Source organism: Jonesia denitrificans DSM 20603 (assembly GCF_000024065.1).
GTDB classification, from domain to species: domain Bacteria; phylum Actinomycetota; class Actinomycetes; order Actinomycetales; family Cellulomonadaceae; genus Jonesia; species Jonesia denitrificans.
The window spans coordinates 267,494-281,367 of record NC_013174.1 but is presented as its reverse complement, the minus strand read 5'-3'; the positions used below and the strand labels follow the sequence as shown (position 1 = coordinate 281,367).

13 protein-coding genes are annotated in these 13,874 nt (G+C 61.1%); 7 read left to right on the top strand and 6 right to left on the bottom strand.

Going from position 1 to position 13,874, the window contains the following annotated elements; all coding sequences use genetic code 11:
* Window positions 1–20 precede the first annotated feature (20 nt).
* From JDEN_RS01310 to JDEN_RS01300, 3 genes are all read left to right on the top strand, one after another.
* Window positions 21–2,375 (top strand): hypothetical protein, encoded by a 2,355-nt coding sequence (locus JDEN_RS01310; protein WP_015770566.1) that lies wholly within the window; start codon window positions 21–23, stop codon window positions 2,373–2,375.
* 61 nt (window positions 2,376–2,436) lie between these two features.
* Complete coding sequence (locus JDEN_RS01305; protein WP_015770565.1) at window positions 2,437–2,718, top strand: Rho termination factor N-terminal domain-containing protein; 282 nt, start codon at window positions 2,437–2,439, stop codon at window positions 2,716–2,718.
* 21 nt (window positions 2,719–2,739) lie between these two features.
* Window positions 2,740–3,585 carry an alpha/beta fold hydrolase gene (locus JDEN_RS01300; RefSeq protein WP_015770564.1) on the top strand — a complete coding sequence of 282 codons (846 nt, stop codon included), beginning with the start codon at window positions 2,740–2,742 and terminating at the stop codon, window positions 3,583–3,585.
* Here JDEN_RS01300 and JDEN_RS01295 read toward each other — a convergent pair.
* Together JDEN_RS01295 and JDEN_RS01290 are read right to left on the bottom strand one after the other, a co-directional pair.
* Window positions 3,582–4,403 (bottom strand): glycosyltransferase family 2 protein, encoded by an 822-nt coding sequence (locus tag JDEN_RS01295; RefSeq protein WP_015770563.1) that lies wholly within the window; start codon window positions 4,401–4,403, stop codon window positions 3,582–3,584. The two genes, JDEN_RS01300 and JDEN_RS01295, sit on opposite strands and share 4 nt — an antisense overlap.
* 147 nt (window positions 4,404–4,550) lie before the next feature.
* Window positions 4,551–5,375 (bottom strand): DUF5926 family protein, encoded by an 825-nt coding sequence (locus JDEN_RS01290; RefSeq protein WP_015770562.1) that lies wholly within the window; start codon window positions 5,373–5,375, stop codon window positions 4,551–4,553.
* Between the two features lie 81 nt (window positions 5,376–5,456).
* Between JDEN_RS01290 and pgm the strand changes: the two genes are divergently transcribed.
* Window positions 5,457–7,130 (top strand): phosphoglucomutase (alpha-D-glucose-1,6-bisphosphate-dependent), encoded by a 1,674-nt coding sequence (pgm, locus tag JDEN_RS01285; RefSeq protein WP_041287766.1) that lies wholly within the window; start codon window positions 5,457–5,459, stop codon window positions 7,128–7,130.
* A gap of 355 nt (window positions 7,131–7,485) precedes the next feature.
* On the opposite strand, the gene JDEN_RS01280 is transcribed toward pgm, so the two are convergent.
* Window positions 7,486–7,818 (bottom strand): GNAT family N-acetyltransferase, encoded by a 333-nt coding sequence (locus JDEN_RS01280; RefSeq protein ID WP_041287765.1) that lies wholly within the window; start codon window positions 7,816–7,818, stop codon window positions 7,486–7,488.
* 88 nt (window positions 7,819–7,906) lie between these two features.
* Between JDEN_RS01280 and JDEN_RS01275 the strand changes: the two genes are divergently transcribed.
* Together JDEN_RS01275 and JDEN_RS01270 are read left to right on the top strand one after the other, a co-directional pair.
* A complete protein-coding gene (locus JDEN_RS01275) occupies window positions 7,907–9,253 on the top strand; it encodes an MFS transporter (protein ID WP_015770559.1) in 1,347 nt (448 codons plus the stop codon).
* 74 nt (window positions 9,254–9,327) lie between these two features.
* Window positions 9,328–10,251: a hypothetical protein gene (locus JDEN_RS01270; protein ID WP_015770558.1), complete on the top strand. Its 924-nt coding sequence runs from the start codon at window positions 9,328–9,330 to the stop codon at window positions 10,249–10,251.
* A gap of 69 nt (window positions 10,252–10,320) precedes the next feature.
* Here JDEN_RS01270 and JDEN_RS01265 read toward each other — a convergent pair whose 3' ends face one another.
* Complete coding sequence (locus JDEN_RS01265) at window positions 10,321–11,454, bottom strand: VIT1/CCC1 transporter family protein (protein WP_083775082.1); 1,134 nt, start codon at window positions 11,452–11,454, stop codon at window positions 10,321–10,323.
* Between the two features lie 94 nt (window positions 11,455–11,548).
* Between JDEN_RS01265 and JDEN_RS01260 the strand changes: the two genes are divergently transcribed.
* Complete coding sequence (locus JDEN_RS01260) at window positions 11,549–11,944, top strand: nucleotide pyrophosphohydrolase (RefSeq protein WP_105597308.1); 396 nt, start codon at window positions 11,549–11,551, stop codon at window positions 11,942–11,944.
* Between the two features lie 45 nt (window positions 11,945–11,989).
* Here JDEN_RS01260 and JDEN_RS13325 read toward each other — a convergent pair whose 3' ends face one another.
* Window positions 11,990–12,160 (bottom strand): methionine/alanine import family NSS transporter small subunit, encoded by a 171-nt coding sequence (locus JDEN_RS13325; protein ID WP_015770555.1) that lies wholly within the window; start codon window positions 12,158–12,160, stop codon window positions 11,990–11,992.
* Entirely contained in the window at window positions 12,160–13,734 is a 1,575-nt protein-coding gene (locus JDEN_RS01255) for a sodium-dependent transporter (protein ID WP_015770554.1), read from the bottom strand. Before JDEN_RS01255 ends, JDEN_RS13325 begins: the two co-directional genes overlap by 1 nt.
* Window positions 13,735–13,874 lie beyond the last annotated feature (140 nt).

The window sequence follows — 13,874 nt, the reverse complement described above, 5'->3', positions numbered from 1 at the left end:
GCGTCACGTAGGCTTAGGGGGTGCCCTTCACGCCTCACCCCGCCGTGACCCCCGCCCGCAACCCCACCCGTGCTACCCGCCGGTGGGGTGCACTGATGGTCCTCGCCTGCGTTGCTCTCCTCAGCGGCCTACTCCACCCAACCGCTGCTCACGCCACACCACACACAGCGGACACCACCCCACCAGAACAACAAGTCGTCGTCCTGGGCACAGGCGGCATCCGGTGGAGCGACGTCACCGCAGACACAACCCCCGCACTCTTCCAGTTCGCCCGCTCCGCAGCCATCGGGAACCTCGTTGTTCGCAACGTCCGTCCCTCCACCTGCCCTGCAGACGGGTGGCTCGCACTCAACGCCGGTAACCGCGCCGGGGATGCCATCAACGGAGCTGCCGGACCATGCCGTTACCTTGAAGAACCCCCCGAATCCGCCGGTGATCCCAGCGGAATCACCACCGCAACCGTCCCCCACTGGCAAGCGCTAACCGATGCGGTGGCTAGCCAAAAATACTCCGCCCAACTCGGCACCTTCGCCACCACCCTCACCGACGCCGGGGTCTCCACAGCCGCAGTAGGGCCAGGCGCCGCCATCGCGTTGGCTAACAGCGACGGACAGGTCACCGGAACGTTTTTCTCCCGCCTCTCCACCACATCGGCACTGTCAGGACAAATGCGTGCCGCCCTCAACACCGTCACCGGACCACAACGACTCGTCATCGCGGACGTCGGGCACCTTCGCATCAGCCGCACCACCTCCGCCAACGACCCGTCTGTTGCCGCGCAACTCACCGAAATTGATGCCCGCGTGGACGCCGCACTCCGCGCCATTCGTGCCGTTGACCCCGACCTTGAACACACCACCATCATTCTTGCGTCACTGTCTGACCCCACCGGGGCTCCCAGACTATCCATCGTCGCCATGGACGGCGCAGGCGTTCAAGGCAACTTCCTTACCTCGCCCTCCACCAAACAACAAGGTTTCAACCAGTCATCCGACATCCCCACCACGGTCCTGTCTCTTCTCGATGTGCCCCGCACCGCTCAGTTCGTTGGGTCACCACTGCGGGCACACACCGTGGCCGGATCCACAACAGACCGCATCAACGTCCTTATTGACGCCGAAACCCACACACTGGCAACCCGCCCCATAGTGGAACCGTTCTTCCTGCTGTTCTGCGTGGTCAACATTGCGTTGTTTGCCGTGGTGTCTTACGTATTCTCGGGCCGGTCCTTACGGCGCATGTCCAAAGGGGCTACCTGGGTAACCGCCCACTCCCGAGGGCTTCTTGTCGGTTGCCAAATCGCAGGGATCGCGATTGCCACACTCCCCGTTGCCACCCTCCTTGCCAACCTCATCCCCTGGTGGCGCTCCCCCCTCCCCACCCTGACGCTGGCAGCACTCACGGTGATCATCATTGGGCTCATCGCCACCATTGCGATGTCTCCACTGTGGCGCGGCTGGCGGTTTGGACCTATTGCCGTAGTCTCCGCAATCACCGTCACTGTGCTCGCAATCGACGTCGCCACAGGGGCACGCCTCCAAGTGTCCGCGCTCATGGGTGTGCAACCCATGGTCGGCGGGCGCTTTTACGGTTTCAACAACCAGTCATTTGCCCTGTTCGCCACAACATCGCTGTTACTCGCTGGGGCGCTCGCGAACACACTTGTTGTTGCGGGAAAGCGACGCCTCGCTGCTGTGACTGTCGCGCTCCTTGGGACAGCTGCGATCCTCCTCAACGGGATGCCGTCCCTGGGGGCTGACTTTGGCGGGCCACCCGCCTTGTTCCCTGCATTCGCGCTGCTGACCCTATGGGCCGCTGGTATTCGCATCACAGTCAAACGCGTCATCGGGGTCCTGCTCGCTGCAGTCGCAGTTGTCTCGTCATTTGCGGTGGTTGACTGGTTGCGCCCGGAAGAAGACCGCACCCATCTGGGTCGTTTTGTCGATACAGTCCTTGACGGTGGTCTGCTTGATGTTGTGGGTCGCAAACTTGCAGCGAACTTCTCCACCTTCACCAACCCGCTAGCGTTAGTGGCAATTACCGCGATTTTGGTGCTCCTCATTGTTCTGGGCCGTCCCGTGCGCCTCGCTGCCAAAGACTCAGGCCAACTGGCTCCCTACCATTGGTTGACCGGTGGCGTACCACTCAAACAGATCGCCACTGACACCCCGCTGTTCCTCCCCACCGTGTACGCGGTCTACGTTGCGCTCGCTATTGGCACCGCAGTCAACGATTCTGGCGTTGTCATCGTTGCCATTGGCCTTGCGGTGCTGGTCCCACTGCTCATTGCCACCTATGCCCGGTGGATTTTGTCCATCACCACCCGCATCAAACAAGCAGGGCTGACCACCCCCATTGATCGGTCAACGCGCTAAAAACTCGTCGGCTCGCTACCGTGGATCGTGGACCGATACGGACGCCACGAAGGGAGCACTGATGCCAGCATCGACATCGAACGAATCGGATAACCCCAGCATCAAGAACCCGGACCTGTACGACGATCTACGGGACCAAGGCGCATCGAAAGAAAAGGCAGCCCGCATCTCTAACGCCGCCGCACGCGATGGGCACAGCACGATCTCCACGCGTGGGGGATCCTCAGGCAGCTACGAGGACTGGACAGTCACCGAACTCCACAACCGCGCAAAGGAGTTGGGGATGAGCGGTTATTCGCGCATGCGAAAAGCTGAACTCATTGACGCACTCCGCAACCACTGACCACACACTCCAGGGGGACACATGGGTTTCATCACCGTTGACCAGCACAACAGCACACCAGTCGGGCTGTACTATACCGACGAAGGCCACGGACAACCGGTCGTACTCATCCACGGCTACCCGTTAGACGGAACCAGTTGGGAGCACCAAAGCGCTGCGCTCCTTGACGCCGGGTACCGGGTCATCACCTACGACCGGCGCGGTTTTGGGCGGTCTACTGCGACCCCAACCGGGTATAACTACACCACGTTCGCCTCGGATCTCAACACTGTCCTCACCACCCTTGAACTCACCGACACTGTCCTTGTGGGGTTCTCCATGGGGTCAGGTGAAGTGACTCGCTACTTGGCGCGGTACGGGGAAGAACGAGTCGCCCACGCTGTGCTCATTGGGTGCCTGCAACCATACTTGCTGAACACTGAGGACAACCCCGACGGTGCAGTGGACATGGCATTCATTGAGGACTTCTCTACGTCCGTGCGTCGCGACCGGTTCGCCCATATGACAGGTTTTCTAGAGAATTTCTTCAACACTGACCAGACTATGCCTGAGCGGCTCTCCCCCGAGGCTCTCGCCCACCACCACCATGTGGCGAACGCCGCGAGCGCTCACGGCGCTGTTCACGCTCCATTTTCGTGGGTGGAGGATTTCCGCAACGACCTTGAGGTGATCAACGGGTACACCGTGCCTGTGACCGTCATTCACGGCACCGCAGACCAGATTTTGCCGTTCACCGCAACAGCGCAACGTGTTCCACAGTGGGTACAGCGCGCCACGATCACTGACATCACCGATGCGCCCCACGGCTTGTTGTGGACGCACCGGCACGAGGTGAATAGTGCGCTGCTTAACGCTCTGGGGAACTAGTTCTTCTTCTGTGCACCCACCCGCCGAAGCCTGCGTGCGCCAATCGCCATTTTCACGTCTCGGTACTGCGCGGCTCGGTGAAGTTGACCTTTCCAGTCTTTACCGGAGGGGCGGTGTTTGAGGTCGCACGGCACTTCCACGGCCACATACCCTTGGCTGAGGAGGTCAATGGTCATCCCGGTTTCAACACCCCAACCGCGAGCGAGTGGGGTGGCTGCTTCGAATGCTTCTCGGGTCAGGCAGCGCATACCGGACAGAGGTTGGGTGGGGGCCCACCCGGTCAGGGAACTGATGGCTTTGCGTGCGGCACCGACCACGAAGCCGCGCCCGCCTGCACCCGGCTGTGGGGGGAGCAACGCGATGGCAAGGTCCGCGTTCCCAGTGAGGACGGGGTCGATCAGCGGTGCCGTGTTCACGGCTGTTTCTGCGAGGTCACCATCAATGAAAAGGAGTAAGCGTGGTAGGCGCCCTGGTGCATCACGCATCGCGACAACAGCAGCCCCCGTTTCCATTGCTGCGGCTTTTCCGCGGTTGTGGGAGTGGCGGACTACCACGGCCCCTGCGTCACGGGCAACGTCTTGGGTGTTGTCTTCGCTTCCGTCGTCAACCACGAGGACAAGATCAACGTGCGGGATGGCTTTGGCTGCACGGACTGTTTGGGCAATGCGTCGAGCTTCGTCTTTCGCGGGGATGACAACGGCAACACGTTGGCGTTGAAGGTCGCGTTCATCAGCTTGGGACGATTGGGATTTGGCGCGGCGGGTACGCGCCGCAGTGGGCTCCGCGTTGCTTGGTTCAGTCGGCTGCATACCTGACACTTGTGATTCCTTGCCTTGATCATGGAAAAACCTTGGTCTTTATCCAAGGTAGTTCCCTGCGCGAACGCCTGCCACTCGTATCGGCACATCATGGGCACAAGGTGAGGCCACACCCTCACCTTGTGCCAGATGATGCGCGGTTGGGTGTTAGCGCAATGTCACCTGACGGGAGACAAGTCCCGCTTTTGCGCGGCGCTCATCTGATGTGAGTGGCGCATCATTATCGAGTTCCGCTGCGAGGCGCGGCCAGTACTCACCCACTGCGCCGTCAATGTCTTCAGCTTCACTACCGCGCGGCAACTCCCACACGGGAATGACGATTCCACACGAACGGAATGCCCCCAGGAACCTGGCCTCACCAATCGCGGACTCACGGCGGGCGTGAAGCCGGGCAATGGCGTTCATGACCTGATCCTCATCACGCGGCATTGACCAGCGCAGGAACTCTTTCGCGCCAATACGGTTCCAGTACGCGGAATCCACCGAACTTAACTTCACAGTGTCAATCATCGATTCAGCGGCGTCATCAAGGCTGGCGCGCACTTCCTCGGTCATGTCCGTGGAAGGGTCAACCCAAAAGTCCACGTTGTCGTGTACCTCAACGGTAAGGTCACCCGACCAGTCAATAACGTCCTGCAGGCGGGGTCCAGGCCCAGGCAGTCCCGAACGGACCACCGGTGTCCCCGGTTCACTGTCCAGCGCTTCCAGCAAATTCGCGGCAATATCTCGCGACAGGTCACCTGAACCAGCCAGCGTTTGCATTGCTAACAACACGGTGCCATCTTGCCGGTGCAACGCAGGCCACGAGTCAGGGAGAAACGTCGTGATGATCACGTCACGGCTGCCGTACTCCTCGGTCGTGCGCACAGCAATCGTTGCGGCAGGGACAACCTCACGCATTGCGACAAGGTCAGCTTCCACCGAGATTCCCTCAAAGGGCCGGGCAACATACTCAACAGTGTTCTTCGCCATGCCCCAAGCCTACCGTCCTCCCACCCCAACTCTCACCCTGTCCACACCGCATCGCCACACGATCTCTGCCAAGATAAAGACATGGACCCACGAGCTGGCATGCGAGCCACAGCAGAAGACCTCATCGACGTTGACGCGCTGGTCAGCGCCTACTACGACCAGACGCCCGACCCAGAAAACATCGCTGAACGGGTCACATTCGGCACCTCAGGGCACCGAGGATCCTCACTCGATCGGGCATTCAACGAAGCGCACATCATTGCCACAACCGCCGCGATCGTCGAGTACCGGCGCAACCAAGGCATCGACGGTCCCCTCTATATTGGTCGCGACACCCACGCCCTGTCCCTCCCTGCCTGGCAAACAGCCCTCGAAGTCCTCATCGCCGCTGACGTTCACGTCATGGTCGATGCACGCGACTCCTACACCCCCACCCCAGCGGTCTCCCACGCCATCTTGTTGCACAACGGAGCCACCACAGCAGACGGGGTGCGCACCTCAGGTCCCGAACTTGCCGACGGCATCGTGGTCACACCCTCACATAACCCACCCCGTGACGGCGGATTCAAATACAACCCACCCCACGGCGGCCCCGCAGATTCCGACGCAACCACCTGGATCGCCAACCGCGCCAATGACATCCTCCGGGCCGGGGTCTCTCACATCGCACGCATCCCACTCGACCGTGCGCTCAATGCCCCCAACCTCGGTAAACACGACTACCTCTCCGCCTACGTCGACGACCTTGCCTCCGTTCTCAACCTCGACGCGATCCGAGAATCAGGGCTCCACATCGGCGCCGACCCACTCGGTGGAGCCGCAGTGGAATACTGGGGGGCAATCGGCGAGCGCTATGGGCTCAACCTCACCGTCGTCAACCCGCAAGTTGATCCACGGTGGGGGTTCATGACCCTCGACTGGGACGCAAAGATCCGGATGGACTGCTCATCCCCCTACGCCATGGCTTCACTCGTTGACACCATGAGCGGCAACGCCGCCTACGACATCGCCACCGGAAATGACGCTGACGCCGACCGTCATGGGATCGTCACCCCCGACGCTGGTCTCATGAACCCCAACCACTACCTCGCCGTGGCCATCCACTACCTGTTCTCCGGGGCTCGCCCACAATGGGGCACGAACGTTGCTATCGGGAAAACCCTTGTCTCCTCAGCTCTCATTGACCGGGTCGCCCACGGCCTGCAACGCCAACTCCTCGAAGTTCCCGTCGGTTTCAAATGGTTCGTCCCCGGTCTCATCAACGGAACCGTTGGGTTTGGTGGCGAAGAATCCGCAGGAGCATCCTTCCTCCGCGCTGACGGCACCGTGTGGACCACCGACAAAGACGGTATCCTCCTGGCTCTCCTCGCATCAGAAATCACCGCAGTCACCGGGAAGAGCCCCTCCCAACACCACACCGACCTCACCAACGAACTGGGATCCTCCTGGTATGCGCGCATCGATGCACCCGCAACCCGGGAACAAAAATCCACCCTGGCCCAGCTCTCACCCGACCAAGTCACCGCCACAACCCTCGCCGGTGACCCCATCACAGAACGCCTCACCACCGCGCCCGGCAACAACGCCGCCATCGGAGGACTCAAAGTCACCACCGACAACGCCTGGTTCGCGGCACGCCCCTCCGGCACCGAAGACGTCTACAAAATCTATGCTGAATCATTCGTCTCCGCCGACCACCTCGCCACCGTGCAAACTGAAGCGAAAAACGTCGTCAGCGACGCACTGAACAACTAACCACAACAGGCAAGGAAGGGCCCGTGCATACGCACGGGCCCTTCCCTATTTTCGGCCACAGCAAGCCGCTCCCATGGCCTGCTACACCTGGTGGGCGGCGACATCACACTGGCATCTGCATGGTCTTCGTATCCCCTGCGCACCAGTGCCCCATACGCCGGTGCAACCACCGCCGGATCTCGCAAACCGCGGTGTGGGTTCTCAGCCAGTGACGTCACCGCCCACAACCAAAACTAGCGGCACCACACCCGCAAAACCAGGGCACACAACCGACCTGACCAGTACGGCTTACACGGTGTCCAGACCACCACATTGATGGTCCCCACCAACCACGCTGCTGGAACCCACGCGCAGGCTACTCAGAGGCCGAACCGGCACCATCCCACACATCCGAATACACCGGATGCCGCCGCAAATACGCCGCCACAAACGAACACTGCGGATCCACCTGGGCCCCGATCTTACGAGCCCACGACAATGCTTCCCGCACCAACGCAGACCCCACACCCCGGCCTTCGTACTGCGGGTTAACCACCGTGTGCGGCATCACCAACACCTTCTGAAACAGGCCCTGCCCTTCCAGGCGGTACTCCAAAAAACCAGCCACTGAACCATCCGGCATCCACGCCTCAAACCGGTTCATTTCAGCTACCTGAACAACGTCAACGTCACCACTCACATCAGCCATACCCTCCATACTGCCAAACACCCCACACCCACCGCACCCCGCCGCAGATCACACAGCCCACCACCGCCGCCGGTGGCACACTAAGAAGGTGACACACCCACCCTCCCAGCCTGAGGCCACCCGTACCTCACGCAACCCCTACGCCACCGTGCTTTCCCACCCCGGAGCAGCACGCTTCTCCCTCGCCGGAGCACTCGCCCGTTCACCCATGTCTATGGTCGGAATCGGCATCGTCCTCATGATCAAAGCCGCCCACAACTCCTACGCCCTCGGCGGACAAGTCTCTGCGGCGTACATCATCGCCCAAGCGATCTGCTCCCCCCAGCTAGCCCGCCTCGTTGATGCACACGGGCAAGCACGTGTCATGCGGCCCGCCGTGATCGCCACAGCAACCTCACTCACCCTCCTGGTGGCCACCACAGTCATAGGCGCCCCCATTGCCTTAGCGTTCCTCTTCGCCATCACCACAGGGATGAGCATCGGGTCAGTAGGCGCCATGGTTCGGGCACGCTGGACCCACCTCATCACCAACCCCCGCGAACTACACACCGCTTACTCCTTGGAAGCAGCGATCGACGAAATGATCTTCGTCATCGGCCCCATCATCGCGACCTTCCTTGCCACCGGTGTCAGCTACTACGCCGGTCTCCTTGTTCCCATCGTTCTCGTCCTGACCGGTGGGCTCTGGTTCCTCAGCCAACGCGCCACTGAACCGCCCGTCCTCGCCCCCGACCCCACCAGCCCGGCCACCTCGGTCCTCACCAACCCTGCGATGCTCGCCCTCATCGGTGTGTTCATTGGGGTAGGAGGACTCTTCGGTGCTACTGACGTCGCCACCCTCGCATTTGCAGAAGAACAAGGAGACAAAGCGCTCGCCGGGATCATCCTTGGGATCTTTGCGCTGGGGTCCTGCATCTCAGGGCTCGCCTACGGCGCCCGGCAATGGGCCTCCCCTGTCTGGTTACGTTTCCTCATTGGCATCATCGGGTTAGCCATCGGTGCCACCATGTTCTTCTTCGCCACCACTGTGTGGGCACTCGCCGCCATCATGTTCGTGACCGGGCTGACCATTTCTCCCACCCTCATCAACGTCAACAACATGGTTCGGCTTGTGGTCACGCCGCGGCAACTCACCGAGGGACTCACCTGGGTGTCTACGGCACTGGGGGTCGGGGTAGCCGCCGGTTCGTCACTGGCCGGTGCGCGCATCGACGCTGGCGACGCCCATGCCGGTTTCACCGTGGTCATCGCATCGGCAGCCCTGTCCGTGGTGGTCGCCATCGCAGCCCTCTCCACCATTCGCACGCGCACCATGGCCCCAGAGCGGATCATTGACGAACTCACCGAAGACGACCTCCTTGAGGAGATCAACACCACACAGCTGGATGGCGGTCCTGACGCAGAAGCTGGAAAAAACAGCGCACCCGCCCCTTAAGTTCCGCGCCCACCGTGCCGAACGGGGAAACCTCCCCATAGGGAAACCATGGTCCCCAGCCATACGCTGACAGCATGTTGACTTCACAGGAGGCGTCACACGCGCGGTTCTTCAACCTTTCGCTGCGTCATGCCATCGACATCGAACAAGTCGATGCCTTCATGAACCGACTCATTGGCACCCTTCGCCACTATGAACACACTGGTCGGCTCCACCCCGACGGCTACACCGCCGACGAAGTCCTCAACATTACGTTCCGGCCTGCCCGTGGCCACCAAGGGTATGCCATGAGTGCAGTCGATGCGGTACGTCAAGAAGCAGAAGCGACATTGCGATACTACGAGGGCAACATGGCATCCCCTGCACCTGAGCAGCGCCCGGCGTTGACACGCATCAACCGGGTCAAGCAGCTCACCCCACACACATCGTTGAACCAACCACACGCCACTCAAGGGGCAAGCGCTCGCCCCACTTCGGCAACCATTCACCACATTCCCCAACGGTTGCGCAACGACATCCCGTTGTCCCCTTCCTCGCCCGCTGTCATCGACACCGATGTCATGCCAGCTGACTTGGCGACGTTGACTGGCAGCCCTGCCCCCGCCATTCCTTCCCACACCGCCGCACCAGCAAGCCCCGTGCCAGTGAATGCGGAACCCGTGCGTCATCACACCCCGCCGTCTCCGTCGTCGGCGCAATCCCCTGCGGTGGCATCCACTGCACCCTCACACACCGTGCAGGTACCTCAGCTTGCCCCCATGACCGGTGAACTTCCTGCTGCACCGCAGGCACCGTTCGCTGGCCCGCGTGGCCTCAGTGGCGCCGAGTTGGCGCATGATATTGGCCGGGCGATGCACGCTCGCGCTGAGATCGCTCAGAACGCTCCACACCGCCTTACCCATGATCTGACGATTAAAGCTGCGACCCCGCATGGAACGGTGACAGTGACTGGTGTCCTTATGGGGGAAGACGGCCAGATCATTTTGCAAACCTACTGATTGACCCTTCGCCTTTGACGGGCGCACAGGCATCACAGCCTGTGCGCCCGTTGTTGTTCACGGTGGTGGTTAGCCCACTGTCACACCGAAGATCAGCCCAAGAGCATAGGTGGCTAGTGCGGCTCCAAGCCCGATGGCAAGTTGTCGTGCAGCACGCCTCAGTGGGGAAGCACCTGACAGCACCCCCACCGCTGCGCCGGTTGCACACAGCGCGAGCCCGGTCAGTGACACGGCGACAGCCATCGCCGCGTACCCGTCTATTCCGAACAGGTAAGGGACCAGGGGGATGATCGCCCCGGAAGCGAAGAACGCAAACGATGACCCTGCGGCACCCCACGCGGTGCCTAGTGTTTCGTGTTTGTCGGCGTCAATATCCTCGGCAAGGCGCGTTGTCTCTGAGTAGTTTGAGAGGACTAACTCAGCATGGGCGTGAGCATCGGTTTCGTTCATCCCCCGGGCACGGTACACCAAGGCGAGTTCGTTCGCGTTGACGTCAAGGTCTCCTATGGCGCGGTGAGCATGTGGGGAAGGGTTTTCCGCGTCCAGCAGTTCGCGCTGGGAGCGAACCGACACAAACTCTCCAGCTCCCATGGACAGTGCCCCAGCAAGTAGACCACTGAGTCCAGCGAGGAGTATGTAGGAGTGGGAGACACCAGATGCCCCCACACCTAAGATGAGCGCCAAGTTGGACACCAGACCGTCATTTGCTCCGAACACGGCGGCACGGAAGGTTCCGGAGAGGCGTTGGCGTCCTCGTGTTGCCAATGCTCTGACCACTTCGCCGTGGATGCGTTCGTCTGCGGCCATGTGGGCTGGGGCATCATCGTCCCGGTCGTAGGTGCTGCGGGCTTCTGCTTGTTGGGCAAGGGCAAGAACAAACACACCGCCGAATCTGCGGGCAAGTTGCCCGAGGAGTCGGCTGCGCCACGAGCCTCGCCGAGGTTTTCCCGCGTGGTCACCCAGGAGGTTCCGCCAATGTTGTTCGTGGCGTTTTTCTGCATCGGCAAGGCCGAGGAGAATGGCCCGTTCTTCCCCGTCTTTGCGTTGCGCGAGTTCCCGGTAAACCGCACCCTCAGCTTGTTCGTCCGCGAGGTACCGCCGCCACCGGCGTCGCTGCTGCGGCGTGGGGGGTTGCGGCTGGAGACTGGTGTCGGGTCCCGGTGAAGTTGGTGATGAGGCGGTTGGGTGTGGGTCACTCGGCATGCTGTCAGTGTGCCACGTGATACGGCGAGGGGTGTCCCGGGTGTGCGAATGGTGAGTTTCGGTGCCCCGCACATTGGTGTGGCACTCTGGTGTGATGGATCAACCGGAGTCCCCAGAGGTGCTGCACACCGCATCTGCTGTCCCGTGTCCGCCTGCTGACCGCCTCGACAGTGTGTCTGCTTTGACCGATGCGGTCAGTGATTTTGCGGCACGCCGCAATTGGGGTCAGTTCCATGACCCCAAGTCCTTGCTGCTCGCGTTGGTGGGTGAGGTGGGTGAGGTCGCGGAGTTGATGCAGTGGACCCGTGAGGGGGCGGTGGCCGTTGAGTTGGGTTCGGGTGATGGGGCACAGCGGATTCGTGATGAACTCGCTGATGTGTTTCTTTATCTTGTTCGACTTGCTGATGTGCTTGATGTGGACCTTGCGGATGCAGCGTGGGAGAAGTTGGCTCGTAATGAGACACGGTTCCCTCCGGTGAACGGGGTGTAGGTCGTTGACCGGAGGGAACCGTGTGTTGTCGTTGCGCCAGTGTTGTTAGAGGTCGCGGGGTGCGATGAACGGCCCGTGTGGGTAGCTGTCTTCGTCGCCGGGACGGTGTTCTCCGTCGGGGAGGGGCGCTGCTTTGAGGTGGATGATGGAGGCGATGAGGCCACCCCAGATGACGAGGAATGACACAAGCATGAGGACGATAGCCCAGGTGTTCATCAGTGGTCTCCTTGCTGGTGGCGTCCAACCGGTGTGGCTTCGATGCGCTCACCGGGCAGGGCTGGTTCGGGGGTGAAGTCGTCGACTGGTTTGCGCCATCGCAGGGCTGTGACGATCGCAGCTGCGACAACCATGAGGATGACCGCTCCCCATCCAAACAGGGTGTTGTACCAGATGGGGTAGCCTTCGTAGGGTTCGCGGATCACTCCGATCACCCCGGAAATAAACATCCACACCAACACGATGGGGACGACAACGCCGACAAGGGCCCGCCAGATCGCACCCACTGTGAAGCTGGAGTGAGCGTTGATGTGGTGGGTGAGGTTGGTGAGTTGGCGGGTGCTCAGCAGGAGCACGAGCATGATGATCGCGGATCCCACGATGCCGACTTCGTTGGCCCATTTGTCCACAACGTCGAGGGTGTGGAGCCCATCAGAGCGGGCGAAGAACAGCACGGACAACACGGCAGCAACAAGCCCAAGGCGGATCGCTGCTTGACGTGCGGTGACACCGAATTTGTCTTGGAGCGCTCCGGACACCACCTGGAGGAGTGAGAGCAGGGAGGTGAGCCCTGCCACGGTGAGGGATGCAAAGAAGAGGAACCCGAACAGTGGTCCGCCTGGCATTGAGGCGACGATGGTGGGGAAGGTGACAAAGGAGAGGAGCACCCCGGTGATGCCATCGAGTTCGGCGATGGTCACACCTTGGGCTTGGGCCATGAAACCGAGGGTGGAGAACACCCCAATTCCGGCGAGTAGTTCAAAGGATGAGTTGGAGAATGCGACGACCAGTCCGGTGCCGGTGAGGTTGGAGCGTCGTTTGAGGTAGGACGAGTAGGTGATCATGATCCCGAACGCGATGGACAGGGAGAAGAAGATCTGCGCGTACGCGGCCAGCCAAACACCTGGGTCGGCGAGCGCCGACCAGTTGGGGGTGAAGAAGGCGTTGAGGCCGTCAATGGCGCCGTCCAGGAACAAGGATCGGATCACGAGGGCGAGGAAGAGGATTCCGAGGAGGGGAATGAAGACGAGGTTGGCTTTTTCTAACCCTCGTTGTACTCCAAGTGCAAGGATGACGAGGGCGACAACCCACACGGCGATGAGCGGGAGGGCGACGTTCCACACGATGTCAATGTTGAGGGTGGGGTTGTCGGGGAGTTGGATGAACTCTCCCACGAAGAATCCTGCTGCGTCGTCTCCCCATGCTGTGTTGAGTGAGAACACGGCGTAGGAGGCTGCCCACGCGATGATCACGGAGTAGTACAGGATGATGACAAAGCAGATGGCGACTTGGAACCAGCCGAGGAGTTCTGCTTTGCGGCGGATGCGGCGGAAGACTGCGGGTGGGGTTCCTTTGTATCGGTGTCCGAGCGCGTAGTCGACAAAGAGGATGGGGATGCCTGCGGTGATGAGCGCGATGAGGTAGGGCAGGAGGAAGGCGCCTCCCCCGTTTTCGTAGGCGACTCCGGGAAACCGCCAAATGTTTCCTAACCCGACGGCGGAGCCAATTGCGGCGAGGATAAATCCGGCTTGTCCAGACCATTGTTCTCGTTTGTGGCCGTGATGGTGTGTCATGTCGCCTCCTGCACCTGCGGTTGTGCGCATCCGATGAGTTACACGGTAAGTCTGTTCTCACTAGTTGGCGAGTGGTGTCTCATGTTTTTCTGGCAGTTGCCAGTGTCTCTTCAGTTCCGTGGGGGATGATGGGTGTGAGA

Excerpts from the sequence above, each read along its gene's own strand:
- JDEN_RS01265 (WP_083775082.1), bottom strand. The coding sequence starts at position 11,454 with ATGCCGAGTGACCCACACCCAACCGCCTCATCACCAACTTCACCGGGA.
- JDEN_RS01280 (WP_041287765.1), bottom strand. The coding sequence starts at position 7,818 with ATGGCTGATGTGAGTGGTGACGTTGACGTTGTTCAGGTAGCTGAAATG.
- JDEN_RS13325 (WP_015770555.1), bottom strand. The coding sequence starts at position 12,160 with ATGAACACCTGGGCTATCGTCCTCATGCTTGTGTCATTCCTCGTCATC.
- JDEN_RS01305 (WP_015770565.1), top strand. The coding sequence starts at position 2,437 with ATGCCAGCATCGACATCGAACGAATCGGATAACCCCAGCATCAAGAAC.
- JDEN_RS01300 (WP_015770564.1), top strand. The coding sequence starts at position 2,740 with ATGGGTTTCATCACCGTTGACCAGCACAACAGCACACCAGTCGGGCTG.
- JDEN_RS01290 (WP_015770562.1), bottom strand. The coding sequence starts at position 5,375 with ATGGCGAAGAACACTGTTGAGTATGTTGCCCGGCCCTTTGAGGGAATC.
- JDEN_RS01270 (WP_015770558.1), top strand. The coding sequence starts at position 9,328 with ATGTTGACTTCACAGGAGGCGTCACACGCGCGGTTCTTCAACCTTTCG.
- JDEN_RS01260 (WP_105597308.1), top strand. The coding sequence starts at position 11,549 with ATGGATCAACCGGAGTCCCCAGAGGTGCTGCACACCGCATCTGCTGTC.
- JDEN_RS01255 (WP_015770554.1), bottom strand. The coding sequence starts at position 13,734 with ATGACACACCATCACGGCCACAAACGAGAACAATGGTCTGGACAAGCC.
- pgm (WP_041287766.1), top strand. The coding sequence starts at position 5,457 with ATGGACCCACGAGCTGGCATGCGAGCCACAGCAGAAGACCTCATCGAC.